This is a genomic window from Streptomyces sp. NBC_00400 (assembly GCF_036048035.1).
In the GTDB taxonomy this organism is placed as follows: domain Bacteria; phylum Actinomycetota; class Actinomycetes; order Streptomycetales; family Streptomycetaceae; genus Streptomyces.
In genome coordinates, this window is the sequence record NZ_CP107940.1 from 7376702 (window position 1) to 7401713 (window position 25012).

Consider the following 25012-nt stretch of genomic DNA (forward strand, 5'->3'; position numbering starts at 1 on the left):
CGGCCGTCGCGCCCCGTGCTCAGCGCGGCCCCTTGCCGCCCGCCGTCATCAGGGCCTTGAGGAGCACCTGGTGGATCTGTGACGGGGCGCCGACCCGGTGGGCCGATCCGCCGGTCGGCGCCACGATGCGGTCCAGGGCCGCGGTGTCGGCCGCCGGGCCGATCGCGAGGGCGATCACCGGCACCGGTTTCCTGGGGTCGACGAGCTCCTTGACCTTGTCGACCAGGGCGTCGAGGCCGAGGCCGGCGTCGTCGTTGGCCCCGTCGGTGACGATGACCAGGGAGTTGAGCTTGCCGCTCGCATACGTGGCGCAGGCTTCCCGGTACGCCGCGAGCGTGGTGTCGTACAGGCCGGCGGCCGCACGAGGCGCCGGGGCCAGCGAGCCGAACGCGGCGGTGAGGGCGTCACGGTGGGTGCCGCCGGCCGGTTCCCGGTCGCCGAGGCGGCCGGTGGGGGACAGCTCCGCATAGTCCTTGTCGCCGTCCAGGGAGGCGGCGAACTTCCACAGCCCGATCTCGTCCTCGGGCGTGAAGGTGGCCAGCGCCTGGAGCAGGGAATGCTTGGTGAGATCCATCCGGGACCGGCCGCTGCCGCCCGGGACGGGGCTGCCCATCGACGCCGTGGCGTCCACGACCGCGGTGAGGCGGATGTTCTGGACGGTGACCGTCCACCTGCCCATCACCGCCTGGAGTTCCTTGACGGTCGGCGGATCGGCGGGGGCGGCGGAGTACGGCTGCGGGGCGCGCCCGCCGGCCGCGGCAACCACCTTCGGGTCCGCCTCGCCGTTACCGGCCCGGAAGCCGTGCCGGCGCAGCGTGCGCTGTCCGTCGGCCTCGCCCAGCAGCGTCATGAAACGGCTGGCGGCGCGGGTCTGCTCGGGACTCATCTCCACGTCGTCGACCAAGGTGTACGGGTAGTCCAGCCGGGCCGTGCCGTCCTGGGGATAGAACAGGTCCAGACGGGGGCCGCCGCCCGCCGCGGCGTTGTGGGCGTAGGCGGCCTGTTCCGACAGCAACAGCGCCTGATTACGGCGCGGATTGCCCTGCTCCGCACCGGAGCCGTCCCGCGGCAGGGTGGCCAGGGCCTCTCCGTCGCTGTCCGCGATCCGCTGGTGGAGAAGCTTGGCCGTCGCGGCGGTGCGGGTGCCCGCCTCGCCGCTGTCCTGGGTGTCCTTGGCGTTGGCGGCGCCGATCCGGTCCAGCGCGAGCAGCCCGGTGGCACTGTGCGCCGGGTCGGCGACGCCCAGGCGCGGTGCGTCGCCGGAGGTCGCGGTCCGGATCAGCTTCGTCCAGGTGTAGGTCTTCCCGGGCCAGCCCAGCGAGCCGGCGGTCCGGGCCACGACGCCCAGCGCGATGGGGGACGAGGCGAGGGTGCTCGCTGCGGTCAGCGGAGTGCCGCGCTCCGCGTCGACCCGGTCCACCCACAGGCTCGAATCCGGTATCCATACCTGGAATTCGGGGTTGACCGGCCGCTGCCCGAACGCGTCGGCGACGTCGCCCGCGGTGCGTGTGGTGATCCTGACGTCCAGACATCTGCCGTCGGTGCGCGTCGCGTCCTCGCGGGCGGTGTTGGCCACCGCTTCGAGCGCCGGGGCGATATCGGGCGAGGCGGCCACGTCGAGCCGCGCCGACTGGCCGTCGCACGGGCCCCCGAACGGGAGCAGACCGCTGCCCAGCGCCACCACCGAGCCCGCGACGACGGCCAGCACGAGGCCGGTGGAGAGGACGAGGGTGCGCCGGCGTGTACCTGAGCGGGCCCCCGTGCGCTCCGGTGCGGAGCCGTCGGGCAAGCTGTGTCGTCCCATTGCGGTAGCGCCTCTCCTTCTCGGAGCTCGATCGGGATTCGATGAGGAGAGGGGAAGCGCGCCACGTGGATGGCGCCCGTCCCCGGCCTGTCGCGCGCGATCTTCGTACCTGCTGCCGCGACCCTAGCGGGGCGGTGGTGGCGAAGAGGCGGTAATGCGGAAGTGGAGGAAGCGTGCAGTCGGATACAAGTCCCGTGGCTGATGCGGACGTTCCCGGTAAAGGGCCTGGTGCGGGGCCGGGAACGGGAGTGGCCGAGGAGCCGTCCCGGAGCATCCTGCGGAGCGAGACGCTGATCGTCCTGGCCCTCTCGCTGGGCGCCAGCGGGGTGTCGGCGCTGATCAGCTTCATCGGATCGCTGACCAAGCCCGGCGGTCTCAAGCACCAGGCGGCGACGCTCAACGGCTCGCATGCGCCCGGCCGGCCCTGGCTGGATCTTGCCTGGCAGCTGTTCGGTATCGCGACCGCCCTCGTCCCCGTGGTGCTGGTGGCACATTTTCTGCTGCGCGAACGGGCCGGGGGGCTGCGGGCGATCGGCTTCGACCGGCGGCGGCCCGGCTTCGACCTGAGCCGTGGGGCCGGGCTGGCCGCCGTCATCGGCGGCAGCGGGCTGCTGCTCTATCTGGGCGCGCGGGCGGCCGGATTCAACCTGACGGTGGTCCCCGAGGCGCTGCCCGCGGTGTGGTGGAAGATCCCGGTGCTGATCGCCTCCGCGGTGCAGAACGCCGTCCTGGAGGAGGTCATTGTCGTCGGGTATCTGCTGCGCAGGCTGGGGCAGTTGGGCTGGTCCCCGATGGCGGCGCTCGCGGCCAGTTCCTTGCTGCGCGGTTCCTACCACCTCTACCAGGGCATCGGCGGCTTCGTCGGCAACATGGTGATGGGCGTGATCTTCGTCCTGCTCTACCGGCGATGGGGGCGGGTGGGGCCGCTGGTCGCCGCGCATGCCCTGATCGACACCGTGGCGTTCGTCGGTTATGCGGTGCTCGCCGGGCACGTGGGGTGGCTGCCGACGGCGTGAGACGGACGAGGCGCGGAGCACCGCCGGTGCCGGCCGCGCACCCTGAGTGCTGCCCCGTAACCCCTGACGGGCGCAGGGGTTACGGGGCAGCACTCAGGGACTGCTTCTGCCCGGTCCGGCTCAGCCGGTGACCAGCAGCTCGCCGTCGATGACCGTGACCGCCGAGCCGGTCAGCAGCGTACGGTCGCCGCGCAGCTCGGTGCGTACGAAGCCGGTGCGGGCGGCGCCCTGCAGGCCGACGAGCGCGTCACGGCCCAGGCGTGCCGACCAGAACGGGGCGAGCGCGGTGTGCGCGCTGCCCGTCACCGGGTCCTCGTCGATACCCACCCCGGGGAAGAAGCAGCGCGAGACGAAGTCGTAGCCGCCGCCGGGGTTTTCGGCGCGCGCCGTGGTGATCACGCCGCGGCCGCCGTGTCCGGCCAGCGCCTTGAGATCCGGGGCGAGCGCCCGTACGGACTTCTCGTCGGCCAGCTCCACCAGCAGATCCCCGACACCGGGGCCGGTGTCGTGCGCCGAGCGGATCTCGGTGCCCAGGGCGTCCGCGACGAGCGGTGGCACCTCGACGGGCGTGAGCGGGGCGGTCGGGAAGTCCATGGTGATCGCCCCGCCGGTGCCGGCCGTCGTGGTCAGCACCCCGCTCCGGGTGCGGAAGCGGACCGTCCCGGTGGCCGTTCCGGTGGTGTGCAGGACATGTGCGGTGGCCAGTGTGGCGTGCCCGCACATGTTGACCTCGGCGGCCGGGGTGAGCCAGCGCAGTGCCCAGTCGGCGTCCTCGCCCTCGGGCAGCGGGTGCGCAAAGGCGGTCTCGGAGAGGTTGACCTCGGTGGCGACCTGCTGCAGCCAGGCCGTATCGGGGAAGGCGGCGGAGTCGAGGAGCACGACTCCCGCGGGGTTTCCGGCGAACGGACGCGCACTGAAGGCGTCGACGATACGAATCCTCATGGCCGCGAGCGTAGAGGTGCCGCAAAGCCGCAGGCCAAGGCCAATTCGAGGGAATTGGCCACGGGGCGCGGGGCCGGCCATGGCTGCCCGTGGCGCACCGCTTGCACAAGACGTACATCCACCGACTCCACTCGGAGGCTTGCTTCGACGAACAGTCCCGATATATCGTTGAGGTATCGCGACCGATCAACGAGAGAAACGGAGGACGCATCATGCGTTCCCACGGACACGAGCACGGACACGAGCACGGACATGAGCGCTGCGGTCCCGGCCGTCATGGCGGCCGCGGCGACTTCCCGGGCGGCGAGCGGAGGCGTTCCCCCTTCGGCCCGTTCGGCCCGCCGTTCGGGGGTCCGCCCTTCGGTGGGCCGCCCATGGGCGGACGGGGGCGCGGCGGACCGCGCGGCCGGGCGCGGCGCGGCGATGTGCGCGCCTCGATACTGGCGCTGCTCAAGGACCGTCCGATGCACGGCTACGAGATGATCCAGGAGATCGCCGAGCGCAGCGGCGGGGCGTGGAAGCCCAGCCCCGGCTCGGTCTACCCGACGCTGCAGCTCCTCGAGGACGAGGGGCTGATCGCCAGCGCGAGCGAGGGCGGCAAGAAGCTGTTCTCGCTGACCGACGCTGGGCGTTCCGAGGCCGACAGCGGCTCGGACGCTCCCTGGGAGGACGCCGGCCGCGGCGTCGACTGGGAGGCGATGAACGAGATCCGCAAGGCCGGCAGCGGTCTGGTCGAGGCCTTCCGCCAGGTGTGGGCCACGGGCAGCCCCGCCCAGCGGGAGAAGGCGATGGCGGTGGTCAACAGGGCGCGCAAGGAGCTGTACCTGATCCTCGCCGAGGAGGACTGAGCGGCGCGTGGCGGGGATGCGGGCGGCGGAGGCTTCGGGGGCGGGGTGTGTGGGCGGCTCCCGAAGTCTCAGGTGACCAGGCCGGCGAGCCTGCGCAGTGACTCGTTCAGTGCGGCACCCGCCGAGTCCCTGAGTTTGCCGGCCATCAGCGAGACCGCGGCGCCGGTGAACGCCCCGTCGATCCGCACGACCGTCGCCCCGCCGTCCGGAATGAGCTCGTAACGCATCCCCAGGCTGACACCCATCGGGCCCTTGCCCTGGATGTCGAGGAGGCGGCCGGGCTCCAGTTCCCGCACGGTCCAGACGACCTCGGCGGGGAAGCCCATCAGCTTCATGTTCTCCTCGTAGCCCGCGCCGACCTGGAGCGATTCCGGCCCGCCTGTGGGGAAGGCGGTGTGGGTGGCGTTCCACTCCCCGTACGAGTCGAAGTCGGTGAGCCGGTCCCAGAGCTTCTCGGCCGGTGCTTCGATACGGGCCTGCGCGGTCACTTCGGCCATGCGATCACCCCTTCGGTGACGGTCCCTGGCTGGTGCCGCGGAAGGTAGCCGCACGGGGGTGAAGGTTCAATACCGATGACCGCCTCTTGCTGATGGTCCGTCAGGAGATCTGCCAAGGCCCGCCAGGGGTGGCCGCGAGGCGCCGGCGGCCGCCCCGGGCTTGCCTGTCCGGCCTCCACGATTCCCCCGCATCTCCTCCGTAAGGATGAGATGGTGTGGGGCCGTGCCCAACCATCGTGGGATGTACAAATGCTTCCCGCCGGGGATGTTCCGGCGCTCGGGGGCTGGTGGGGTGGGTGGTGTGCAAAACCGTACTGCGTACAGTGGTGGCGACGGGCCCGCCCAGGAGGAGCTCGACAACCTGCTCACCGTCGAGCTCGCGACGGTCGTCTCCGCCGCCCGCAGGCGGGCCACCCGCGACGGCGACCGGCAGGTCGACACCGCGCATCTGCTGCACGGCCTCCTGGAATCGGACCCCGCCGTACGCGACGCCTTCGACGGTGCCCCGCAGATCGCCCGGCTGCTGGGCTACCTCGTCCAGCGCAGCATCGGCTACGGACTCCAGTGGCACGGCACCATCGAGGACTCCGGCGCGGTCCCCATGGTCGCCGAGGGCGGGGTCCCCGGCTGGTCCCCGGCGGCGGCCGCTGCCATGGACGGCGCCCTGGACCGCGCCCATGCCCGCTACGCCACCCGCGCGGGCTGCCTCGACCTGCTCGCCGCTTTGGTGGACGACCCCGAGTCCCGGGCGGTCGAAGTGCTGCGCCGGGCCTCCGTCGACACCGGCCGGCTCGCCGCCCGTCTGGACGGGGAGCCGGCTGCGACGGAGGGAGCGCGCCGGCTGTGACGGACGGGGAACACCCCGGCGGGTGAGGCGGGTAAGGACAGGGACATCGGGGGTGTCACTGCTGACGGCGCCTGCGATGATGACGCGATGCACGCGTCATCGGGGAGCCCGGCAGGTTCATCGACCGGTCCGGGCCAGGGAATGTCCGGGTCCTTTGAGACCCAGCCGTCACCACCCGCTCTCGGGGCGAGCCGTGACGCAGCGCCCCGGGGGCGCGGTGCCGGCCTCGGGATCGCCTTGCTGTCCGCCCTCGCCTTCGGTGGTTCGGGCGTTGCCGCCAAGCCCCTGATATCCGCCGGTCTCGAACCGCTGCACGTCACCTGGCTACGGGTCGCCGGCGCCGCGCTGGTCATGCTGCCCCTCGCCTGGCGCCACCGGGACCTGCCGCGCCGCCGCCCCGCGCTGCTCGCGGGCTACGGACTGCTCGCCGTCGCGGGGGTGCAGGCCTGTTACTTCGCCGCGCTCTCCCGTATCCCCGTCGGTGTGGCGCTGCTCATCGAATATCTGGCGCCCGCCCTTGTGCTGGGCTGGGTGCGGTTCGTTCAGAAACGGCCGGTCACCCGTGCCGCCGCGGTCGGCGTGGTGCTGGCCGTCGGCGGACTGGCCTGTGTCGTCGAGGTCTGGTCCGGGCTGAGTTTCGACGCCCTCGGGCTCGCTCTCGCGCTCGGCGCGGCCTGCTGCCAGGTCGGCTACTTCGTGCTCTCCGATCACGGCACCGACGGCGACGACACGGTGGACCCGCTCGGCGTGATCGCCTACGGCCTGCTGATCGGCGCCGTCGTCCTCACTGCGACCGCCCGGCCCTGGAGCATGGACTGGTCGGTGCTCGGCGGCGGCGCGGAGATGAACGGCACCCGGGTGCCCGCTGTCCTGCTGCTCGCCTGGATCGTGCTGATCGCGACGGTGGCCGCGTACCTCACCGGAGTGGTCTCGATCCGCCGGCTCTCGCCGCAGGTGGCCGGGGTGGTCGCCTGCCTGGAGGCGGTCATCGCGACGGTCCTCGCCTGGGTCCTGCTCGGCGAACACCTCTCCGCGCCGCAGATCGTCGGTGGAGCGGTGGTGCTGGCCGGCGCCTTCATCGCGCAGTCGGCCAAGCCGAAGGCGACGGAGACCGTGCGGGTGGCGGGCGCCGGTGCCGGGCCGGGCACGGGAGCGGAGGACGGGGCGGATGCCGGCGTGCCGGGAAGCGGTGTCTCCCCGGCATCTCCGACCTCGGCATCCTCGGCCTCGTAGGGGCTGTTGCGGGGCGGGCGGGTCAGGGGCGCCGTTCAGGAGGGAGGCGGGCCGGTGGGTGTGCCGGTGCTGCCAGCCGGCGCTGCTGGTGCGTGCGGGCCGCCGCGTCCCCGGGGCCGTCCCGTTCGGCGAGGCGTTCCGAGATGCGCTGCTGGACGGCCTCGCTCCGCTTGCCGCCGTACTTGAACTTGGCGCGGATCTCGCGCACTTCGAGGCGCAGACCGCGGATACCGGACAGCATCCGCCCGTACGGAGCCGCGCCGGCGGTGACCGGGGCCGAGCCGCCGTCCGGCTGGAAGTGGCCCATCTGGCGCTGCAGCAGCTCGGCCTTCTCCTCCGGACCGTCCACCACATGGGCGGTGCAGGTCAGCTGGACCGCTGCGTAGAAGCTGGTGGGGACGCCGTGCTCGGGTGGCTGGTCCTCGGCCGCCTGCCAGGGGCCGGGGATGAAGGTGTAGTCGTCCACCACGCTCAGCAGCACCGTCGGCCGGTCCTCCAGCGCGCCCCAGAGGGGGTTGGGGCGGGCGAGATGGGTGATGACCTCACGGCGGGAGGCGTCGTAGGCGAAGTGCAGCGGTTGCACCACCGGAGGCTCACCGGGCCGTCCGTTGGCGGCCAGCTGGCCGAAGTCGTGCACCGCGAGCCACTGTTGCCACTCGGCATCTTCGGTGGGGGCGTCCCAGGGGTGGATCAGCACGGTCGCTCCTCAGCGGGCGGAGAGGTACGCCGGCTCCGGCGTGCCGGGCGCGAGATCGTCGGAGGGTATGGGCGCGCCGTACACCGGTGCCACGGGGAGGACGCCGCTCCAGTACGGCAGCGCCAGGTCCTCCGGCTCGTCGTTGGGGCCGCCGCTGCGGATCTTGGCGGAGACCTCGCGCAGGTCGAGCCGGAGCACTGCGGTCGCCGCCAGTTCCTTGGCGTTGCCGGGCCGGGAGTCCGCGGCACGTCCCGGCACCACATGGTCGACGAGCGCATCGAGGGCGGCCTTCTTCTCCTCGGGGTCGGTGACCTGGTGTGCGGTGCCGTGGACCACCACGCAGCGGTAGTTGACGGAGTGGTGGAACGCGGACCTGGCCAGCACCAGGCCGTCGACGTGGGTGACGGTGACACACACCTCCAGGCCGGGGTCCGGTGCTTCGCCTGTTGCTTCACCTGCCATCCGCAGCGGGCGGGAGCCGGACGATCCGTGCAGATAGAGGCGGTCGCCGACGCGGCCGTAGAGCGTCGGCAGGACGACGGGGGAGCCGTCGCGGACGAAACCCAGATGGCAGACGTACCCCGCGTCGAGGATGGCGTGCACCGTTTCGTGGTCGTAGGCCGCGCGGTCACGGGCGCGGGTGGGGGTCGTGCGCGTGGTGGGTTCGTACGCCTCGCCTCGGGGCATTGCCAACTCCATTGTGCTAGTGCATAATCATGTTTGTGCTAGGAGAGTATCGGATCGCAGGGCGGCGTGCATCGGAGATTGCCGCCAGTGTCGAGCGGGCCGTCGGTGCCGGTGAGCTCCAACCGGGCGAAGTCCTGCCCCCGATGCGGGAGTTGGCCGTCTATCTCGAAGTCAATCCGAATACGGTCGCGGCCGCGTATCGCACGCTCCGCGACCGCGGGGTGATCGAAACCGCGGGCCGGCGAGGCAGCCGGGTGCGCCCCCGTCCGGCGAGCACGCCCCGGGAGGCGCTGCGGGTGGAGGTCCCGCCCGGCGTCCGTGACGCCTCCGACGGAAACCCCGATCCGGCCCTGCTGCCCCCGCTCGAACGGGCGCTGGCGCAGGCCGCGGCGCGCAGTGCGCGGCGCCCCGTGCTCTATGGCACGCCTGCGATCGACGACGACCTTGCGGCCCTCGCCCGTGCGGCCTTCGACGGTGACGGCGTGCCGGCCGGCCCCGTGGCCGTCACCAGCGGCGCACTGGACGCCATCGAGCGGGTGCTGGCCGCCCATCTGCGGCCCGGCGACACCGTGGTGGTGGAGGATCCGGGGTGGGGCAGCCTGCTGGATCTCATCCCGGCGCTCGGGCTGCGCCCCGCCCCGGTCGGGGTGGACGACGAAGGCCCGCTGCCGGAGCACCTGGCGCGTGCGCTCCAGGACGGCGCGCGTGCCGTCGTCGTCACCGACCGGGCGCAGAATCCCACCGGAGCCGCGGTCAGCCGCGCCCGCGCCACCGAACTCCGCACCCTCCTGGCCGCCCACCCCGGTGTTCTCCTCATCGAGGACGACCACGGCCACGGCATCGTCGATTTCCCGCTTCATCCGCTCTCCGGCGTCACCGACCACTGGGTCCTGGTGCGCTCGACGGCCAAGGCGTACGGCCCGGATCTGCGCCTGGCGGTGCTCACCGGTGACGCGCTGACGATCGACCGGGTGCGGGGTCGTCAGGGCCTCGGTCCGGGCTGGGTCAGCCATCTGCTCCAGGACGTGGTCGTCCACCTCTGGCGGACGTCTGCGGTCGACCCGGGGGCGGTGGCCGGAGCGTACGGACGGCGGCGGGATGCGCTGATACGGGCCCTGGCGGAGCGCGGAGTCCTCGCCCGGGGACGCAGCGGAATGAATGTGTGGGTACCGGTCCCGGACGAGACCGGTGCGGTGGCCCGGCTCCTGCACGCCGGCTGGGCGGTGGCTCCCGGTGCCCGCTTCCGGCTGCACTCCCCGCCGGGCATCCGCATCACCGTCTCCGCCCTCACCGATGACGACATCGTCCCTGTGGCGGACGCCGTTGCCGCGGCACGGGGCGTGGGGGAGGCGCGGCGGTACGAGTGAGGAGGCCCGACCACGGGGCAGGAGCCTCCCGCGCCGAAGTGCGGGAGACCTCGCGCGGAGGTGTGGGAGACCTCGGGATGAGGCGCAAGAGCCCCCGCGCCGGGGTGCGGGGGCTTGGGATCACGGAGTGGGGGGGGCTCGGAAGTACGGGGGTTCGGGAGGACGGGGGTTCGGGAGCCCGGGCTCGATGCCCGGACGGTGCCGTCAGCCGGTGGTGGAGCCGGGCCGGGGGAGTGAGGGGGTGCTCGGGCGGGGCTTGCTCTGGGTGAGGGCGGCGCCGGCCAGGACGACAAGAGCGCCGACGGGCGTGTTCCAGCTCAGCTGTTCGTGCAGGAGGGCCACTCCGGCCGCGGTGGCGATCACGGGGATGAAATACGTGACCATCTGTGCGGTGGTGGGACCGATCTCGGCGACCAGCCCGTACTGGATGAGGAAGGCGAGGCCGGTGCCCAGGGCGCCGAGGGTGATGACGGCGAGCAGCGGGATGACCGGGTAGCCGGCCGGTGCGGTGGTGAACAGGGGTGTCACCACCGCCAGTTGGACGGTTGCCGGCAGCAGTTGGGCGCTGACCATGGACAGGTGGGAGTGCGGGACGCCCGCCAGGGTGCGGCGAACGTAGATCCAGCCGATGGCGTAGCTGAGCGAGCCGCCCAGTGCCATCGCGGTGCCCGTCAGGTCCGTACCGGCGAAGCCCTGCCAGGCGCCGAGCACGGTGAGCACACCCAGGAATCCGAGGCCGAGCCCCGCGACCCGGCGCCGGCTGGGACGGTCCTCGGCGAGCGCGATGACCGACAGCGCCATGCCCCACAGCGGGGAGGTGGCATTGCAGATGCCGGCCAGTGTGGAGGGGATGGTCAGCTCGGAGTAGGCGAAGAGGGAGAACGGCAGTGCATTGAGGAAGAACGCGGCGACGGTGAGGTGGGCCCAGACGCGGGGGGAGCGGGGGAGCCGCTCCCGCTTGAGCACGAGGACGATCAGCAGCACCAGCGCCCCGAACGCCATCCGGCCCAGCGTGACCTGCAGCGGGGCGAAGCCCTGGGTGCCCACCTTGATGAAGAGGAAGTTGAAGCCCCAGACCAGGGAGAGGGCGGCGAAGCGGAGTGGCCAACCGAGGGTCCGGCCAGTGGACTTCGGGGCCTCGGCGCCGGTGCGGGGCGAGGCGCCGGCGCGGGCTGAGGTGGTCGCGGTCGCCGTGGCGTGTGCGTCGGCAGCGGGGGACGTGGTCGTGGCCGTCGTCGAAGAGTTCGTGGTGGTGGTGGAGGAGGCGGTGGCTGCGCCGGTGGCGGTGCTCATGACGACCACGATGCGGCGTACAACTTCGTAGCACAAGCGAGTATTCGTGGCGGGTATCGCTTAGCATTGCTTACATGTTGAACCTTGATCGCCTACGGACGCTGAGTGCGGTCGCCCGGCACGGCTCGGTGAGCGCGGCCGCCGACGGACTGCATGTGACGACCTCTGCCGTCTCCCAGCAGATCGCCAAACTCGAGCGGGAGACCGGACAGCAACTGCTGGCGAAGAGCGGGCGCGGGGTCCGGCTGACCGACGCCGGACGGCTGCTCGCCGACCATGCGATGCGCATCCTCTCCCAGGTCGAGCTGGCCCAGGCCGAACTGGAAGCACATCGCGGCCAGGCGGTGGGCGAACTGCGGCTGGGCGCGTTTCCCACCGCGGCACGGGGGCTCTTCCCCGCCGCGCTGGTCGCCCTCCGGGCCGAGCACCCGCAGCTACGGGCGCGGCTGACGGAAATGGAACCGGGCGAAGCGGTACGCGGCGTGGTGCGCGGCGATATCGACCTGGCCGTCGTCCTCGACTGGTACAACCGGCCGCTGTCGCTGCCCGAAGGGCTGGCGAAGGCCCCGCTCCTGGACGATCCGGCCGATGTGGCGATGCCGTCCACCCACCCGCTCGCCGGACGGCGGTCCGTGGAGCTGGAGGAATTCGCGGACGATGAGTGGATCTCCTGGCCGCAGGGGGAGTTCTGCAATGAATGGCTGATGTTCACGCTGCGCAGCAACGGCATCGAACCGCAGATCGCGCACATGGCCGAGGAGCACCACACCCAGCTGGCTTTGATCGCATCCGGGCTGGGCGTCGCGGTGGCTCCCCGCCTCGGCCGTGGGCCGGTACCGGACGGGGTGAGTGTGGTGCCCGTCCGCCATACGATGCGCCGTCATGTCTACGCCATCTGGCGCGCGGACGCTGACCGCAGGCCCTCGATCCGCGCTGCCGTGGGGGCGCTCCGCGCGGCCGGGAAGGACGTGGAGGCCCGCTGAGACGGAGCCTGCTGCCGGCCGTCTGTCGTCTGCGTCCGCTGCCGTCTGCCGTCTGCCGTCGGTCAGCTCCTGCCTCCTGTCTCTTGACTCCTGCCCCCCGGCTCAGGGCGGTGGGACGATGCCTTGGATGACGCCCAGTTCCAGCAAGTCCTGCGGGCGGATGCGGAGTTGATCGGCGGTGTCGTGGATCTGCGTTTCGTCGCGTTTGAGGATGGCCGCGGCCAGCTCCGGGGCGATCACGGAGAAGTAGCTGTCCGGGGTCGCCCACAGCCGGCCCGGTGCGGCAAGGGCCAGTGCACCGCCCGAACCGCCCTCACCGATGAGCAGGGAGGTGACCGGCACCTCGGCCGTGGCGAGCGCCGCGAAGACCTCGGCGATGGCCGCGCCGGCACCGGCCCGCTCGGCCGCGGCATCGTTGGCGGCGCCCGGGGTGTCCACGAGGGTGAGGACCGGGATACCCAGCCGGTCGGCGAGCCGGATCAGACGTGCGGCGGTACGGAAGCCGGCCGGGCGGGTGGCCGTGCCGCATTGGGCGGCGAAGGCGATCGTGCGCCCCTCACGACGGCCGAATCCGCACCGTATCCCGGGGTCGGCGCCGCCACAGCGGTCCCCGCTGATCTCCTCCCGGTCGTCGAAGTACGCGCCCAGATACGCCTCGGCACGCGGCCGCCCGGGCTCGCGGGCACGGACCACCGCGCCCCAGCCGGTCTCCGGCAGCGCGGGAGCCCCGAGCGCGTACGGCGGAGGCGCGGGCTCCACGGTGCGGGTGCGGGACTGAGGGGGCGGGCACAGCAGGTGCATCCACCGCTGGAGCGTGCCCCGCAGCGGGTCGGGCGGCACGACGGCATCGATCTGACCGGAGGCGAGCTGTCCCTCGGCGGAGTAGGCGTAGGGGTCGGCGTCCAGGGGGCGCACCCGCGAGCCCGCGAAGCCGACCTGCGCCCCGGGAAGCGCGAGGATCACATCGGCAGCCGCGCCGAGGGTGGCCCAGCCGCCGCCGGTCGTCGGATCGCGCAGCACGGCGATCTGCGGCAGCCCCGCGGCGCGGTTCAGCGCCGACTGCCGGGCCACCCGCTGGAGTTGGGTCAGCGCGCGCATCCCCTCCTGCATGCGGCTGCCGCCCGTGGCGATCAGCGAAACAACCGGCAGACCGCGCTCGCGGGCGTGCGCGTAGGCGGCCTCCAGACGGTCGCCGGTGCGCTCGCCGAGGGAGCCGCCCAGATAGCGGAACTCGAAGGAGAGCACGACGCTCTCCCTGCCGCCTATCGTGGCCAGGGCGGTGACCACCGACTCCTCCTCGCCGGTCCGTGCGCGCGCCCGGGCCCGGGCGTCGTCGTAACCACGCCAGCCGAGCGGGCCGTCCGGTGGGGCCGATGCCGCATCCGGCGTTTCGCGGCCGGCGGCAACGGTCGTCACGGTGGTCTCGGTGTACGTATCCGCCACCGCCGCTATGGCTTGACGCGCCGTGAGCCGGGCGCATGGCTTCGTCGTGGGAGTCGTGGGAGTCGTGGGAGTCGTGGGAGTCGTGGGAGCGGTGGTGGCGGCCGGAGTCCGGTTGTCGTCCGCGTCCCGTTCGCCGTTACGCACGGAGCTCACGCTTCAGGATCTTGCCCATGTCGTTGCGCGGCAGGGCGTCCAGGAAGTGCACGGTGCGGGGGCGCTTGTGCGGCGCGAGCTGGCGGGCGACATGCTCGGCGAGCTCCTGGCCCGAGGGCGCGGGGCCTGCGTCCGGACCGGTCTCCGCCACGACCCAGGCGACGATCCGCTCACCGAGGTCTTCGTCCGGCGCGCCGGTGACGGCGGCCTCGGCGACCCCGGGGTGTGCCAGCAGCGCATTCTCGATCTCGCCGGCGCCGATTTTGTAGCCACCGCTTTTGATCAGGTCGGTGGCCTTGCGGCCCACGATGCGGTAGTTCCCTGCACCGTCCCGGATGGCCATGTCGCCGGTGCGGAACCATCCTCCGTCGAAGGCGGCGGCGGTGGCATCGGGGCGGTTGAGGTATTCGACGAAGAGGTTCGGGCCGCGGACCTGGATCTCGCCCACCGTTTCGTCGTCGTTCTCGCCGATGGCCCGGCCCGCGTCGTCGACGAGCCGGACGTACACCCCCGGCAACGGCACGCCCACCGTGCCCGTGGCATCGGGGCCGTCCGCCCGCACGCTGGTGTTCATGAGCGTTTCCGTCATGCCGTAGCGCTCGATCACCCGTCGGCCGGAGGCTGCCGCGATCCGCTCATGATCGGTCAGCGGCAGTGCGGCCGAGCCGGAGACCAGCAGCCGGGCACGGGAGAGCGCCTTGGCGAGCGCGGGGTCACGGCCGGCCTCGGCGGCCAGGCGGTGATACATCGTCGGCACGCCGAACAGCATGGTGCCGTCCGCGGAGAGCTCACGGGCCACCGCGTCGGTGCTGAAGCGCCCCAGGTGGTGGACGCAGCCACCGCGGCGCAGCGGTCCGAGGATGCCGAGAATCAGGCCGTGTACATGGAAGAGCGGCAGGGCGTGGACGAGGACGTCGTCGGCGGTCCACTGCCAGGCGTCCTCCAGGGCGTCGAGGGTGTGCGCAATGGCGCGCCGGGGGAGGACCACGCCCTTGGGCGGGCCGGTCGTGCCGGAGGTGTAGACGATCAGGGCCGGTGCCTCGTCGCCCGGTTCGTTCGGCAGTGGGCCCGGCTCGGCGTCCTCCGGCGGCTGGGCTGTCTCGATGTCGACACGAGGCAGCGCGGCGAGCGGGCCCGGCAGATCGTCGCCCGGTTCGGCGAGGATGAGCGACGGCGCACTGTCCGTCACGATATGCGTCAGCTCGTATGCGCCGACCTTCGGATTCAGGGGCACCACGGCCACTCCGGCGAGCAGCGCGCCCACCACACCGACCGCGGTCTCCAGCGTCGGCGTTGCCCACACGGCGATACGGGTCTCACCGGCGATCCGCTCGGCGACCGCGCCCGCCACCGACGCCAATTGCCGATAGCTGAGGGTGCGGTCACCGAAGCGCAGCGCGGGTGTGGGCGAAGCGTCGCGCAGCGCGGGGAAGAGCACGTTCACCGGATCTCCTTCGTCCTCGTCGGCACCCGGCCCGTCGCGGCCGGACCGTCCCGCTCCCGCACCTGCCGGTACCGAAGCGGGCTGACCCATACCACTCTCGCAGAGACCACTGACAACGCGATCAGATCCCGGGGGCCGATCTCATTTCGTGCGCGGTGATCGCCCTCCCATGCCGCCCCGCACCACCCCGCACCACCCCACTCCCGCCCTGACCCGCTCACCCCGGGATCTTGCGGAAGTCCCACGACGCGACCGACTCCGGCGTCAGGCGCAGCCATGCATGGCGGCCGTCGTGCGGCATCGCGGACATCCCGAAGTACTTCTCCGAGAAGAGCCGTTCCGGGGTAGCCAGCCCGGGGCACGGCTCGCCGGTGCGCGGCGCCTCGCCGACGAAGTCCGCGCGGCCCGTCAGCTCGGCCCCGCGCAGCTCGCCGTACTCGTGCCCGTCGTCGACGACCACCGCGAGCCGCGGGTCCCTGCGCAGCTGTGCCCACCGCTTGCTCCGGGTGATCGAATACAGCCACAGGGCCGTACCGTCCCAGACGAACCAGAGCGCTCCGACGTGCGGCGCGCCGTCGCCACCGACCGTCGCGACCCGGCAGGTGTGCTGCGCCGAGAGAAACGTGTCGAGCTCGCCCCGCGTCATCATGATCCGGCGCCCGCGCCGCTGTGTGTCGGCCATGCTTCATCGCCCTCCGTCGCGTGCCCCCCGGGGGCGGCACTGAACTGTCTGTCCCGCTTGCCTGGCACCGGCCTCGCTGCAACCTGACGAGGTGTCAGAAATCATGCGGGCTCTTCCTGACGTGCGCAATGCCCGGTACCCTCGCTCGGCTCGGCTCGGCTCGGCTCGGCTCGGCCCGGGTGGGGTGAGGGGTCAGACTCGCCGCCAGGCCGGCAGGGAATCACGTCCGTCAGAGGGGAATGCGATGTCTTCGGGCGCTGCACAGCTCATCGAGCAACTGGACCCGGCCTCGACGGTGCTGCTCACCGTCGAGTGCCAGCGCGGCGTGGTCGGCCCGGACAGCGCGCTGCCCGAACTGGCGGACGCGGCCCGCAATTCGGGTGCGCTGGCGCGGGTGGCCCGGTTGGTGGCGGCCGCCCACGACGCCGGCGTCCAGGTGCTGCATGCCGTGGCCGAACGCCGTCCCGACGGCCGCGGCGCCGGCCGCAACGCCCGCCTCTTCCGGGCGGCCGAGCGGTTGCCCGTCCAGCAGCTCACCGGATCCACCGCGGTACGCATTGCCGATCCGATCCCCGTCTCGGAGGACGATCTGGTGGTGCGCAGACTGCACGGCCTTTCGCCGGTCGCCGGCACCGAAGTGGATGCGTTGCTGCGTAACTTCGGATGCCGGACGCTCGTCGTCACCGGGGTGTCGGCGAATGTGGCGATCCCCAATGCCGTGTTCGATGCGGTCAACCTGGGCTACACGGCCGTGGTGCCCGCGGACGCCATCGCGGGGGTGCCCGCCGACTACACCGCCGCGATGGTCCGCAACACCCTCGCTCTGGTCGCCACCGTCACCACCACCGATGACGTCCTGGCCATATGGCGACGACTGCGCGGTGGCCGCTGACCCGCTGACCCGCTGACCCGCTGAACCGGGTCCGGGGCGCCCGGCGTCGGCTTGGCCGCCGGACGCTCCCGGATGTCACGTCCGGCACGGGAGGGAAGGCCACGACCGGCGCCGGAGCGTCAGAGCCGGCCCCATGGCGTCAGGACCGGCACCGGGATATCAGGGCCGGTACGCCTGGCGCAGGGCACAGGTCCAGACGACGGCACGGGAAGTCGACGCGGCGTCGGCCGCGGAACCGCCGACGCGCTGGTCGTCGCTGACCGCGTACGCCTGGGAGGCGCCCTCCGGGGAGAGCCGGGGCAGCGCCAGCAGGGGGCCGGTGCCCGGCCATATCTGGGCCTGTTCCGGGGGAGCCGTCTCCGGCGGGAACGGACCGACCATGTGGCTGTCCATAGCGGTGCCCACACTCACATGGGTGGTGGGGCTGATGGCCTCAAAGGTGCCGCTGGTGCGCTCCCCGAGCAGCCCCGGTTCGTTCTCGGTCGCGTACGGCGGAAGCCACTGGGTGGGGGTCCGGGTGTCCAGCCGTGTGAAGTCGTGGGTGCCCACGATCCGGCCGGCGCGGTCGATGTCGCGGGGGTACCAGTAGTCGTAGGGGACTCCCGAGGGCCAGTACCGCTGGAGCGGTACGGCCGCGGTGTCGCGCCGGGCGGACCAGAAGAGGCCCGCCGACCACGAATCCTCGTCCTTGAAGGCCTCGCCGGAACCGGCGATCTGCCCGGCGTCGTTGATGGCGGTCACCGATCGGAGCGAGTACCCGGCCGGCGGTGTGAGCCGGCGGTGGATCCGGGCGCCCTCCCATTCGAGTCCGATGAGGGCGCCGTCCTTGACCGCGTCGCCGACGATCAGACCCCGGTCGTTGACGTCCGCCGCGTGGGCCCCTTCGGGCAGCAGGGTCACCGTGCGGGCCCCGGAGTGGAAGCTGAAGGCGGCGGCACCGCCCGGCCCGTTCAGGGATCCGGCCATCAGCCCCTGCGCGTTGACGGCCGCGACCTCACCGCCGGTGAATCCGGCGGGCAGCGGTACGCGGTGGACCCGGGTGCCGGTCCAGTACACCGGCAGGCCGCGCGATGCCCCCACCGCCAGGGCCTTCGGCCCGAGTCCCTTGACCTGGCTGGCTCCTGAACCGGGCAGGGAGGCCAGGACCTGGAGGGCGGGCCGGCAGTCCGCGGGCTTGCCGGCGCCGTCGGCGGGCCGGGCCGACGCGGCGGACGCGGCGGACGCTGCGGATGCTGCGGATGCGGCGGATGCGGCCGGAGCCGGACTCGCCGTCAGCAGGGGCGTGAGGAAAGCGGCCGCGACAACTGCCACCGCGGCACGGATAGGTCTTCGCATCATGGTCTCCGTTTCGAGAACGCTGGCATGTTCCCCGTCAGCACTGGAATGCGCCGTGAACATGTGAAACGTGAACGCTTGAAACGAGCAGCGAGCGCTTGGGTTTCCGTGTTTACCTGCCGACAATTCCCGTGACTTCCTGGGACATACCTGGACCTCAGGAGACCCCCGTGGTGTGGATGAGCTTTCAGGAGTCGGTGCGGGAGGTCAGGCAACGGACGAGTTCCACGGACCGGTACCTTTCCTACCGCACCCGGGGGAATGTGGGATGTTTCCTCCGCCCAATGGCCGGAATTCGTCCGGGAGCGTCCGGGTCCGTGCCCGGCGAGCGCCGGTGGCGCCCGGCCGAGCCCGGAACCGTCGCGACCAAGGGGCCAAGGGATCAAGGGATCAAGGGACCAAGCGTCCAGGCGTCCAGGCGGCCAACCCACCGCTCAGAAGTAGGGGCTCCACCGGCCCAAACGTGCCATCAGCTTCCGCGCCCCGTCCTCGTTCAGACCCAGGGCGGCAGCGGCCTGCTCGGTGGTCGCGTCCTGCCGGGCATCGTGGGCCGGCCAGTACCCGACCCGTACAGCGGTCACCTCCAGCCGACGGGCTGCCCGAACGGCCGCCAGCGGTGAGGACTTCGCCAGCTTCTCGATCTCCTCCTCCAGCCGGGTCAGCAGACCGGTGACCGTCTCCGGCAGGGAAATTGCCGATTTCTCCACTTCAACGGTGTGCTCATCCCAGTCCTGCAGGGATGCGTCCGCTGCGGACGCGCCCGCCTCGGCCAGCTCCTGTTCGCCGATCTCGTCCCAGTCCAGCCGGTGCTCTGTGCCGGTCCAGCCGCAGGAACACACCGCGCGCAGTGCCGCCGCCCGCGGTACGTGCGCGAAGTGGCCGTCGTAGACACTCCACTGCGAGACCGACGGCCCGCCTCCACCGGAGTTCATCGGGAAGAAGACAGGGCCCGGAACGGTGCCGTCGGCCAGAAGTACACCGACCGCGCCCTCGTGCGAGGCGCCGAACTCCTCCGTCGTCCATGTCTCCCGCTCACTCATGGCACCCTCCAATTGCTTCGCTTCACCCGAGCGCGCCCGGGAGGGGCGCCGGAGACGACGATGCCGCAGCCATGGCGGGCGGACTGCCGGATTCCCCAAAGAGGTGAGACGCGTCCCTACGCCGCCCTGCCCTTCTTGCTTGGCTTTGATGCGTCGGGCATCGGCGCACATGCATCACGGTTCGTCGTGCCACAGACCATCGAGAGCGCAACCGAAAGGCCCGGTTCCCCTCTCTCGCAGAGCGGAGCCACAGCCCCGCCCCTGTCCGCTGCCTGCATCACCTGCACCAGCCGAGGAGACGCCTGCTATGTCCGACACATCCATCTGCGTGATCCGGCGTCTTCGTGGCCGGGCCATGGGACTTGCCGTGGTCGGTACGTCCCTCGTCCTCGCCGCCCCGATCCCGGCGACGGCGGTGGCGGGCCAGGCCACAAGCCGCGGCCTGGTGCGTCCCGTTCCCGTGTTCCAGGCGGCTTCCCTACCCCCTGGTCAAGGCTCATCTTTCCGTTCCATCATCCCGAACTGACTGAATTCCGTTGCCTCTGGGACGAATCACCTCACATGCTCGGCTCACCGAGCACCACATCGACGCCACTCGCGGTGGTTGCGACGTGTGCTCCCGGTTCGACATCCGAAGTGAGGAGACCTTGTGATCTCACAAACGAAGAAGGCGGTGCGTTCCGTAGCGGTGGCGTTCGCCGCAGCCGCCGCGTTCACCCTGACCGTGCCGACCGGCAATGCCTTCGCCATCGACCACGTCCCCTGTCGCGGTGGGGAAAACTTCCTGAAGATATGGTCCCACAACGGCGGGCAGCAGAGTGTGGACTGCTACGCGAACCGTGGGAGGATCTCCTTCGGCGGGTGGTGGGTTGACAAGATCTCCACGGGCAACAACGACCTGATCTACTACGACGCCAATGGTGACTCAGTCAAGATCGATCGCTGGCACGAGATCTCCTTCCCGAACCGTCCGCCGAGGGTCAACGCCATCGAAATCCTGTGACGAGTTAACGGGCTGGTGTCGCGGCGTGTCCCTTGCCGCTGATCGTCCGCTTCTGGATACCGACGCTTCCCGGGCCTGCTCGATATCGCCATCCTTCAAGGGCGTGACGTGATCGCCGACTGGTAATCGCGGGTATCGCCCGATGGGGCCGCACGCCTGGGCGTACTCCGGGCGTCGCGGCCATGGCGAGACCCGGTCCCGGGGACTGCCTGCGACGGCGGGACGGCGGGACGGCGGACGGCGGCTCGAAGCGGAGCGGGCTCGATATTCCCCAGATCCTCCCCAGCGACCGACGCACTGCGACTGGTCGCTGCCGCGCGCACGGCCGTGGCTTTCACGAGCGGAAATCCCTCAGCCGCCGGCGAGAGTGGTCCTGCCGGTATCCAGCGTCGCTACCCACCGGGGTCTGCTGATCCGTTTCCAGGCGTACTCAGATGCCCACCCCGGCCTCCCACTTGCGCCGGCGCAGCACGTGGTCGCTGAAGAGGTGTCGGCTTCGGTCGAGCAGTTCCCCCGCCTCCGCGGCGCAGCACGGCACGTCCGCCGACGGATGCCAGCGCTGCACGGACTGCCCGGCCCAGGTGCGCAGCTTCGCATCCGGGTCCTCCAACAGACCGACCGCCGCCCGTAGCGCCACGATGCCGCCACGTGCGTCGAGCAGCCGGAACGCGCCGACGCGGACGTGCCGCGGCCGCTCGGAGCCGGTGCGTTCCAGTAGCCAGTCGGCGGGCAGTTCCTTTGCCGAGGGCAGCAGGGCGACGGCTGTCTCGCGGACAACACTGACGCCAGGGTCGTCGAGGAACGGCCGCAACTGCTCCACATCCACGCAGTCCAGTGCCCGCAGTCCAGCCACCGCCCGCGCCCGCACCCCGGCCGTCGGGTGCGCGAGCAACGGCCACAGCAGCCCGGCGTCCGCGCGGTTCCCGCACTCGGCCAGCCCGATGACCGCACCGGGCGGCAACTCGAGGCCGTCCGGTGCCGTGCACCGCTCCCGGTACCAGGCCACCGGATCACCTCCCTGCTGTCGCACGACATACCGGGCGCAAGCACGCACGAGCGCGGACCGGTCGCCGAGAAACGACTTTGCCTGTTCTGTCCATCCCGCTCGCCGCAGCCCGGTGACGCCGGCCGAACGCGTACGCGGGTGGCGCGCGGACAGCAGTGGAGGCAGCACATCCTCGTACGCCTCCCCATCGCCCAGAGCCGTGAGCGCCGCTGTGGCACACAGGTCCTGGACCACGGTGTCCTCGTCCCGGGCGGCCGCGCGGGCCAGCTCAGCGGGATTGAGCAGCCGGCCCTCGACGGCCAGTCGGTACGCGAACCGCCGGACGCTGCGGTCGGGGTCAGCGAAGAGAGCAACGAGCTGCCCGCGGGATGCCCGGCGCAGGACCTGCCCGAGCACACCGACGCCGAAGGCACCTCTGTCGCGACGGCCGACGCGGAGGATGAGCGGCGCGAGGTCGCGGGCAGTGTCCACGTCGAGGGCCTCGCGCAGTAGTTGCCGGGCGCTTTCGCGTACCGGGCCGACCCAATCGGCGCAGCGGATCACGACCAACGGCAGCAGGCCGGGGTATCGGGCCGACCGGCCGACCGCCTCCTGACGGATCCGCCCGTTGCGGTGGCAGAGAGCGAGTGCGAGCTGAGACTCGCCGAGCTGAGTCAGATCGGCGGGCAGCGGGGCACAGTGCTCCCACTCCGGCAGGAACTGCGGGCGGTACCGGGCCACCTCACGCACTCCTGCATCCAGCGCGAGCCAGTCACTGGGGTCGGCGGCATCAAGCGTTCCCCGAAGCGGCGCACCTTCCACGAGTCGCATCGCTGCCGCTGTCCCGCCCTCGGTGCCCTCCAGCATTCCCGCCCCCTGCAGTAGCCGTACCGGCTGATCGTAGGGTGTGGGGATCGCGCGGTGCGCGCGAAATATGGCCCGTGATCTCCGAGGGGCACCGCGCGGCACCCCGCCCACCGGAAGCCGAAGACCAGCGCATGGACAGGCCCCCTGTCCCTCCCGCTTCGATGCAGGTGGCGAGCCTGGAGGAGTACTCGCTCAGTGCGGCGGCCGGCAGCGAGTGGAACCCGACTGCACCTACTCCACGCCACGTCGGGGCGTGGCGCCCGGCCTGTCCTTCTTCAGCACCCGCGGGTCCGGGGTGTAGCGCACGCCATCAGTCGAACCTGTACGTAGAGAGGGACGGTGGAACGGATACGCGGTTTCATCGTGGGGCCCGCCCGCCGGGGCTGTAGCCCGGCGGGCGGCTGGGCGGACGTGCCGTCAGCCGAGGCTGAGGGAACCGCTCTTGACGTTCGCCTTGGCCGGCGCCGGCCCCTTGGTGGCGGGGCTTTTCTTCACGCTGCCGTTGGTGATGTCGAAATTGCTGCCGTGGTACATGCAGTTGATGGTGCCGCCGGTGACCTCGCCGACGACGCAGCCCGCGTGGGTGCAGATCGCGGAGAACCTGCGGGGCCCGGCTGCCGAGGAGCGCGTCAGCCAGGCGCCGGTACTGCGACGACGTATGCCGGGCCCAGGCGTACCGGGACGGACGGAAAGCAGCGCGACCTGGCGCTCGGGCCGATGCCGGCCGAAGCCGAGTGGCAGGGCGACACCCGCATGATCAGACTGCTGACCTGCCCGGAGTGCGGCCAGATCACATTCGCTGGTGGCGACCGCCGCCAGACGCGGTCTTCCCGGTCAAGTCCATGTGTTCTGGATGCTATTGCGCGGGCTGCAGCAAGGTGCCGCGCTGGTCCCCGTAAAAGCCAGTGCGACCAGGAGGGTTATTCAAAAGCCCTTAAGGTCAGACGGGCGGCATCAGATCGCTCTCGCTGATGGTGTATGCCAGCAGTGGGTAGGTGAAGTCCGTTTCATTGTTCTCACGGCGCCGTAGTCGGTAAAACTCGCTCTTCTGCTCATCGTCGGCCGACATGAGGCGCGCACCCTGCGAGAGGTGTGCATGTCCGTCGTGAAACCGAACGAAGGTCTTCGACGTTCGAAAGGTTACACCCAGCCATTGATTGTCCGCCGTCGGGACGGGTGTGTCCAGTACGATCTTGTGCCTGAGTCGCCGATTCGAGTCGACAGAAAACGCGACGATACTGTTGTGGGCGAGGGGGATCTCGAACTTCTCGCCACCGGACCCCTTTGATTCGAAGATCAGCTTCCTTGGCGGGCTCGCTTCGGGATGTTGGTAGCAGGAGAAGACAGCGATAAGCGAATCGTCGGCCAGGTCGAGGGCTTGGTCGGAATGGCTGCCCATTTTTTTGTAAGCGTTCGTGTAGTTCTCGATGAGAGCGTTGTTGAAGCCGACCGAAAGCGCCGCATGTTCTTGAATCTGTTGCGCCAGTCGTTCGTGCACTGCCCGGAAACGCTGCGTCGGGCTGCTGTATCGAGTGGTAGTGCGTACGAGAGGCACCCCACCCGCCTCGTCGATCTTGGTAATCACGGCGCCTCGCCGACCTTTTCCTACGTCTTCCAAACGAGCCGATGTGGACAGCTCCGCAAAGAGATTCTCCTCGGTCGGCAAAGTGCACGAGATGATCTCATCCGAGATCCTATACTCGGGGGGCAACGTAGTCTCCCGTGTTCATACTGAAGAGAAATTCGTCGCCGTAATCAATGAAGGACGAGGCCCTGTTCTCCTCGGCGTACAGTCTGCGCAGCTCGTTCATGCCGGCCGGTGTGGGTGGCCCCAGCTTCACCAAATCTTCGGCCAGTTTGAGGAACGTGTGGCCGTTCTTGTGAACGGCTTCGGCGCTCGAACAGCGCACCACGTACCCCAGGCGGGTCGGGAGCAACTCGGCGTCCAACGTCGAGGGCCGGATTTCGTGCGTATACAGGCGGTTGGTGGACAGCGGCATGAAGAACACGGAGCCGGGGTGGAGAGTCAGGGTGAACTGCGGCGGGAGCGCGCCTCCGTCGCGTTTTTCGGTCCGGTCCTTGAGACGAAAATGGAGTTTGGTCAGCCCGCTGGCACCCTTCGCGCCGTAGTCGAAGGCGTCTTCGGCCAGGGGCTGCAGCTTGTCGAGCCGGTCATAGAAGGTGCAGAAGGCCATGATGCCATTGACGGGCATGTCCTTGGTCTTGTCGGCATGGGCCGAAATCTTGGCCTTGGACTGTTTGCGCTCGGTCGTGGCGCGGGTGTTGTGGTAGATCTGAGCGAGGACGTGATTGAGTGGTGCCTGATTCCGGAAGACGGCGGCGGCCTCGCGGTTCAGAGCCTCGACGATGTGCGTGTCGGTCGGGCGAAAGCTCTCGGTCGGCCCCGAGAGATTCGTGGAGCACCGGAGCAGGCGGAAATGCAGTTCGTCACCGTTTCGTGTGACGGGCGTCAGATAGATTCCGCTGCGATGGGCCGTTCCAGGCTTGGTGGACTCCGTCAGGGACTGGAACGCGTGCTCCGTACGGATCCGTCCGAAGTGATCGTCGTCGAGTCCGAAAAAGCGGCGGTAGAACACGCCAACGCCGTGTACGCGGATGGGGACTTGCCCGAGACCGACGAGGGACCAAGGTTTGTCGACGTCCTCGTGGTAACCGTGTGACAGCTCCCGAACAACGAATACCCGGGCCGCCGCATGCAGTTGGCGGCCGCTGATCCCGGATATATCGCCACACAGGTAGACGGTCTTCTGCGTGAGGTCGGGCGAACCAGAAGCAAGGTCCTCTGGCGTGATTGTTGACCCGAAGAAGTCCCTGATCGAGTCCTCATCTTGCAACATCGAAGGCGCAACCAAGATGTTGCCTGCATCCTCGATGCGGGCTTCTGTCGGCTCTGTTGTGTACATCAAACGGTACCTGTCATTCGCAGGTCTTGG

At 70.7% G+C, this 25012-nt stretch carries 23 protein-coding genes; 8 read left to right on the plus strand and 15 right to left on the minus strand.

Annotated elements, in window-relative coordinates:
• Window positions 1–19: 19 nt before the first annotated feature.
• Window positions 20–1804: a substrate-binding domain-containing protein gene (locus tag OHS81_RS32375; RefSeq protein WP_328389146.1), complete on the minus strand. Its 1785-nt coding sequence runs from the start codon at window positions 1802–1804 to the stop codon at window positions 20–22.
• Between the two features lie 173 nt (window positions 1805–1977).
• Here OHS81_RS32375 and OHS81_RS32380 point away from each other — a divergent pair, with 173 nt between their 5' ends.
• Window positions 1978–2820, plus strand: a complete 843-nt coding sequence (locus tag OHS81_RS32380) for a CPBP family intramembrane glutamic endopeptidase (protein WP_328389148.1) — start codon at window positions 1978–1980, stop codon at window positions 2818–2820.
• A 120-nt stretch (window positions 2821–2940) separates the two neighbouring features.
• Here the strand turns inward: OHS81_RS32380 and OHS81_RS32385 are convergent, their stop codons facing one another.
• Window positions 2941–3762: a PhzF family phenazine biosynthesis protein gene (locus OHS81_RS32385; RefSeq protein ID WP_328389150.1), complete on the minus strand. Its 822-nt coding sequence runs from the start codon at window positions 3760–3762 to the stop codon at window positions 2941–2943.
• Window positions 3763–3974: 212 nt separating this feature from the next.
• On the opposite strand from OHS81_RS32385, the gene OHS81_RS32390 reads away from it, so the two are divergent.
• The gene (locus tag OHS81_RS32390; RefSeq protein ID WP_328389152.1) at window positions 3975–4610 is read left to right on the plus strand and encodes a PadR family transcriptional regulator; all 636 of its coding nucleotides are present in this window, start codon (window positions 3975–3977) and stop codon (window positions 4608–4610) included.
• A gap of 68 nt (window positions 4611–4678) precedes the next feature.
• Here OHS81_RS32390 and OHS81_RS32395 read toward each other — a convergent pair whose 3' ends face one another.
• Entirely contained in the window at window positions 4679–5107 is a 429-nt protein-coding gene (locus OHS81_RS32395) for a type II toxin-antitoxin system Rv0910 family toxin (RefSeq protein WP_328389154.1), read from the minus strand.
• Between the two features lie 301 nt (window positions 5108–5408).
• On the opposite strand from OHS81_RS32395, the gene OHS81_RS32400 reads away from it, so the two are divergent.
• Window positions 5409–5954, plus strand: a complete 546-nt coding sequence (locus OHS81_RS32400; protein WP_328389156.1) for a Clp protease N-terminal domain-containing protein — start codon at window positions 5409–5411, stop codon at window positions 5952–5954.
• Window positions 5955–6041: 87 nt separating this feature from the next.
• A complete protein-coding gene (locus OHS81_RS32405) occupies window positions 6042–7187 on the plus strand; it encodes an EamA family transporter (RefSeq protein ID WP_443058798.1) in 1146 nt (381 codons plus the stop codon).
• 22 nt (window positions 7188–7209) lie between these two features.
• On the opposite strand, the gene OHS81_RS32410 is transcribed toward OHS81_RS32405, so the two are convergent.
• Together OHS81_RS32410 and OHS81_RS32415 are read right to left on the minus strand one after the other, a co-directional pair.
• Window positions 7210–7884, minus strand: a complete 675-nt coding sequence (locus OHS81_RS32410; RefSeq protein WP_328389161.1) for an FMN-binding negative transcriptional regulator — start codon at window positions 7882–7884, stop codon at window positions 7210–7212.
• Between the two features lie 9 nt (window positions 7885–7893).
• Window positions 7894–8571 carry a pyridoxamine 5'-phosphate oxidase family protein gene (locus tag OHS81_RS32415; protein ID WP_328389163.1) on the minus strand — a complete coding sequence of 226 codons (678 nt, stop codon included), beginning with the start codon at window positions 8569–8571 and terminating at the stop codon, window positions 7894–7896.
• Between the two features lie 35 nt (window positions 8572–8606).
• Here OHS81_RS32415 and OHS81_RS32420 point away from each other — a divergent pair, with 35 nt between their 5' ends.
• On the plus strand, window positions 8607–9938 hold the full coding sequence (locus tag OHS81_RS32420; RefSeq protein WP_328389165.1) for an aminotransferase class I/II-fold pyridoxal phosphate-dependent enzyme: 1332 nt from the start codon (window positions 8607–8609) through the stop codon (window positions 9936–9938).
• 204 nt (window positions 9939–10142) lie between these two features.
• Here the strand turns inward: OHS81_RS32420 and OHS81_RS32425 are convergent, their stop codons facing one another.
• A complete protein-coding gene (locus OHS81_RS32425; protein ID WP_328389167.1) occupies window positions 10143–11231 on the minus strand; it encodes a DMT family transporter in 1089 nt (362 codons plus the stop codon).
• A gap of 74 nt (window positions 11232–11305) precedes the next feature.
• Here OHS81_RS32425 and OHS81_RS32430 point away from each other — a divergent pair, with 74 nt between their 5' ends.
• Entirely contained in the window at window positions 11306–12214 is a 909-nt protein-coding gene (locus OHS81_RS32430) for a LysR family transcriptional regulator (protein WP_328389169.1), read from the plus strand.
• 102 nt (window positions 12215–12316) lie between these two features.
• On the opposite strand, the gene OHS81_RS32435 is transcribed toward OHS81_RS32430, so the two are convergent.
• The 3 genes from OHS81_RS32435 to OHS81_RS32445 form a co-directional block, all read right to left on the minus strand.
• Window positions 12317–13657, minus strand: coding sequence for a carboxyl transferase domain-containing protein (locus OHS81_RS32435; protein WP_443058879.1), 1341 nt, complete (start codon window positions 13655–13657; stop codon window positions 12317–12319).
• Window positions 13658–13793: 136 nt separating this feature from the next.
• Window positions 13794–15254 (minus strand): acyl-CoA synthetase, encoded by a 1461-nt coding sequence (locus OHS81_RS32440; protein WP_328389171.1) that lies wholly within the window; start codon window positions 15252–15254, stop codon window positions 13794–13796.
• Between the two features lie 217 nt (window positions 15255–15471).
• Window positions 15472–15936, minus strand: a complete 465-nt coding sequence (locus OHS81_RS32445; RefSeq protein ID WP_328389173.1) for a pyridoxamine 5'-phosphate oxidase family protein — start codon at window positions 15934–15936, stop codon at window positions 15472–15474.
• Between the two features lie 244 nt (window positions 15937–16180).
• Between OHS81_RS32445 and OHS81_RS32450 the strand changes: the two genes are divergently transcribed.
• Window positions 16181–16828, plus strand: coding sequence for an isochorismatase family protein (locus OHS81_RS32450; RefSeq protein WP_328389175.1), 648 nt, complete (start codon window positions 16181–16183; stop codon window positions 16826–16828).
• 159 nt (window positions 16829–16987) lie between these two features.
• Here the strand turns inward: OHS81_RS32450 and OHS81_RS32455 are convergent, their stop codons facing one another.
• Window positions 16988–18139 carry a hypothetical protein gene (locus OHS81_RS32455; RefSeq protein WP_328389177.1) on the minus strand — a complete coding sequence of 384 codons (1152 nt, stop codon included), beginning with the start codon at window positions 18137–18139 and terminating at the stop codon, window positions 16988–16990.
• A gap of 458 nt (window positions 18140–18597) precedes the next feature.
• The gene (locus OHS81_RS32460; protein WP_328389179.1) at window positions 18598–19203 is read right to left on the minus strand and encodes a hypothetical protein; all 606 of its coding nucleotides are present in this window, start codon (window positions 19201–19203) and stop codon (window positions 18598–18600) included.
• Between the two features lie 649 nt (window positions 19204–19852).
• On the opposite strand from OHS81_RS32460, the gene OHS81_RS32465 reads away from it, so the two are divergent.
• Window positions 19853–20206: a beta/gamma crystallin domain-containing protein gene (locus OHS81_RS32465; RefSeq protein ID WP_328389181.1), complete on the plus strand. Its 354-nt coding sequence runs from the start codon at window positions 19853–19855 to the stop codon at window positions 20204–20206.
• 430 nt (window positions 20207–20636) lie between these two features.
• Here OHS81_RS32465 and OHS81_RS32470 read toward each other — a convergent pair whose 3' ends face one another.
• From OHS81_RS32470 to OHS81_RS32485, 4 genes are all read right to left on the minus strand, one after another.
• A complete protein-coding gene (locus tag OHS81_RS32470) occupies window positions 20637–22058 on the minus strand; it encodes a hypothetical protein (protein ID WP_328389183.1) in 1422 nt (473 codons plus the stop codon).
• A 417-nt stretch (window positions 22059–22475) separates the two neighbouring features.
• On the minus strand, window positions 22476–22877 hold the full coding sequence (locus OHS81_RS32475; protein ID WP_328391575.1) for a Rieske 2Fe-2S domain-containing protein: 402 nt from the start codon (window positions 22875–22877) through the stop codon (window positions 22476–22478).
• A gap of 121 nt (window positions 22878–22998) precedes the next feature.
• On the minus strand, window positions 22999–23769 hold the full coding sequence (locus OHS81_RS32480; RefSeq protein ID WP_328389185.1) for a hypothetical protein: 771 nt from the start codon (window positions 23767–23769) through the stop codon (window positions 22999–23001).
• The gene (locus tag OHS81_RS32485) at window positions 23753–24982 is read right to left on the minus strand and encodes a hypothetical protein (RefSeq protein WP_328389187.1); all 1230 of its coding nucleotides are present in this window, start codon (window positions 24980–24982) and stop codon (window positions 23753–23755) included. The genes OHS81_RS32480 and OHS81_RS32485 overlap by 17 nt, the downstream gene beginning before the upstream one ends.
• Between the last annotated feature and the right edge of the window lie 30 nt (window positions 24983–25012).

Bases quoted from the DNA above. Each gene is read 5' to 3' on its own strand.
- OHS81_RS32485 (WP_328389187.1), bottom strand. From the start codon at position 24,982: ATGTACACAACAGAGCCGACAGAAGCCCGCATCGAGGATGCAGGCAAC.
- OHS81_RS32375 (WP_328389146.1), bottom strand. From the start codon at position 1,804: ATGGGACGACACAGCTTGCCCGACGGCTCCGCACCGGAGCGCACGGGG.
- OHS81_RS32445 (WP_328389173.1), bottom strand. From the start codon at position 15,936: ATGGCCGACACACAGCGGCGCGGGCGCCGGATCATGATGACGCGGGGC.
- OHS81_RS32390 (WP_328389152.1), top strand. From the start codon at position 3,975: ATGCGTTCCCACGGACACGAGCACGGACACGAGCACGGACATGAGCGC.
- OHS81_RS32430 (WP_328389169.1), top strand. From the start codon at position 11,306: ATGTTGAACCTTGATCGCCTACGGACGCTGAGTGCGGTCGCCCGGCAC.
- OHS81_RS32460 (WP_328389179.1), bottom strand. From the start codon at position 19,203: ATGAGTGAGCGGGAGACATGGACGACGGAGGAGTTCGGCGCCTCGCAC.
- OHS81_RS32470 (WP_328389183.1), bottom strand. From the start codon at position 22,058: ATGCTGGAGGGCACCGAGGGCGGGACAGCGGCAGCGATGCGACTCGTG.
- OHS81_RS32385 (WP_328389150.1), bottom strand. From the start codon at position 3,762: ATGAGGATTCGTATCGTCGACGCCTTCAGTGCGCGTCCGTTCGCCGGA.
- OHS81_RS32405 (WP_443058798.1), top strand. From the start codon at position 6,042: ATGCACGCGTCATCGGGGAGCCCGGCAGGTTCATCGACCGGTCCGGGC.
- OHS81_RS32395 (WP_328389154.1), bottom strand. From the start codon at position 5,107: ATGGCCGAAGTGACCGCGCAGGCCCGTATCGAAGCACCGGCCGAGAAG.
- OHS81_RS32415 (WP_328389163.1), bottom strand. From the start codon at position 8,571: ATGCCCCGAGGCGAGGCGTACGAACCCACCACGCGCACGACCCCCACC.
- OHS81_RS32450 (WP_328389175.1), top strand. From the start codon at position 16,181: ATGTCTTCGGGCGCTGCACAGCTCATCGAGCAACTGGACCCGGCCTCG.
- OHS81_RS32425 (WP_328389167.1), bottom strand. From the start codon at position 11,231: ATGAGCACCGCCACCGGCGCAGCCACCGCCTCCTCCACCACCACCACG.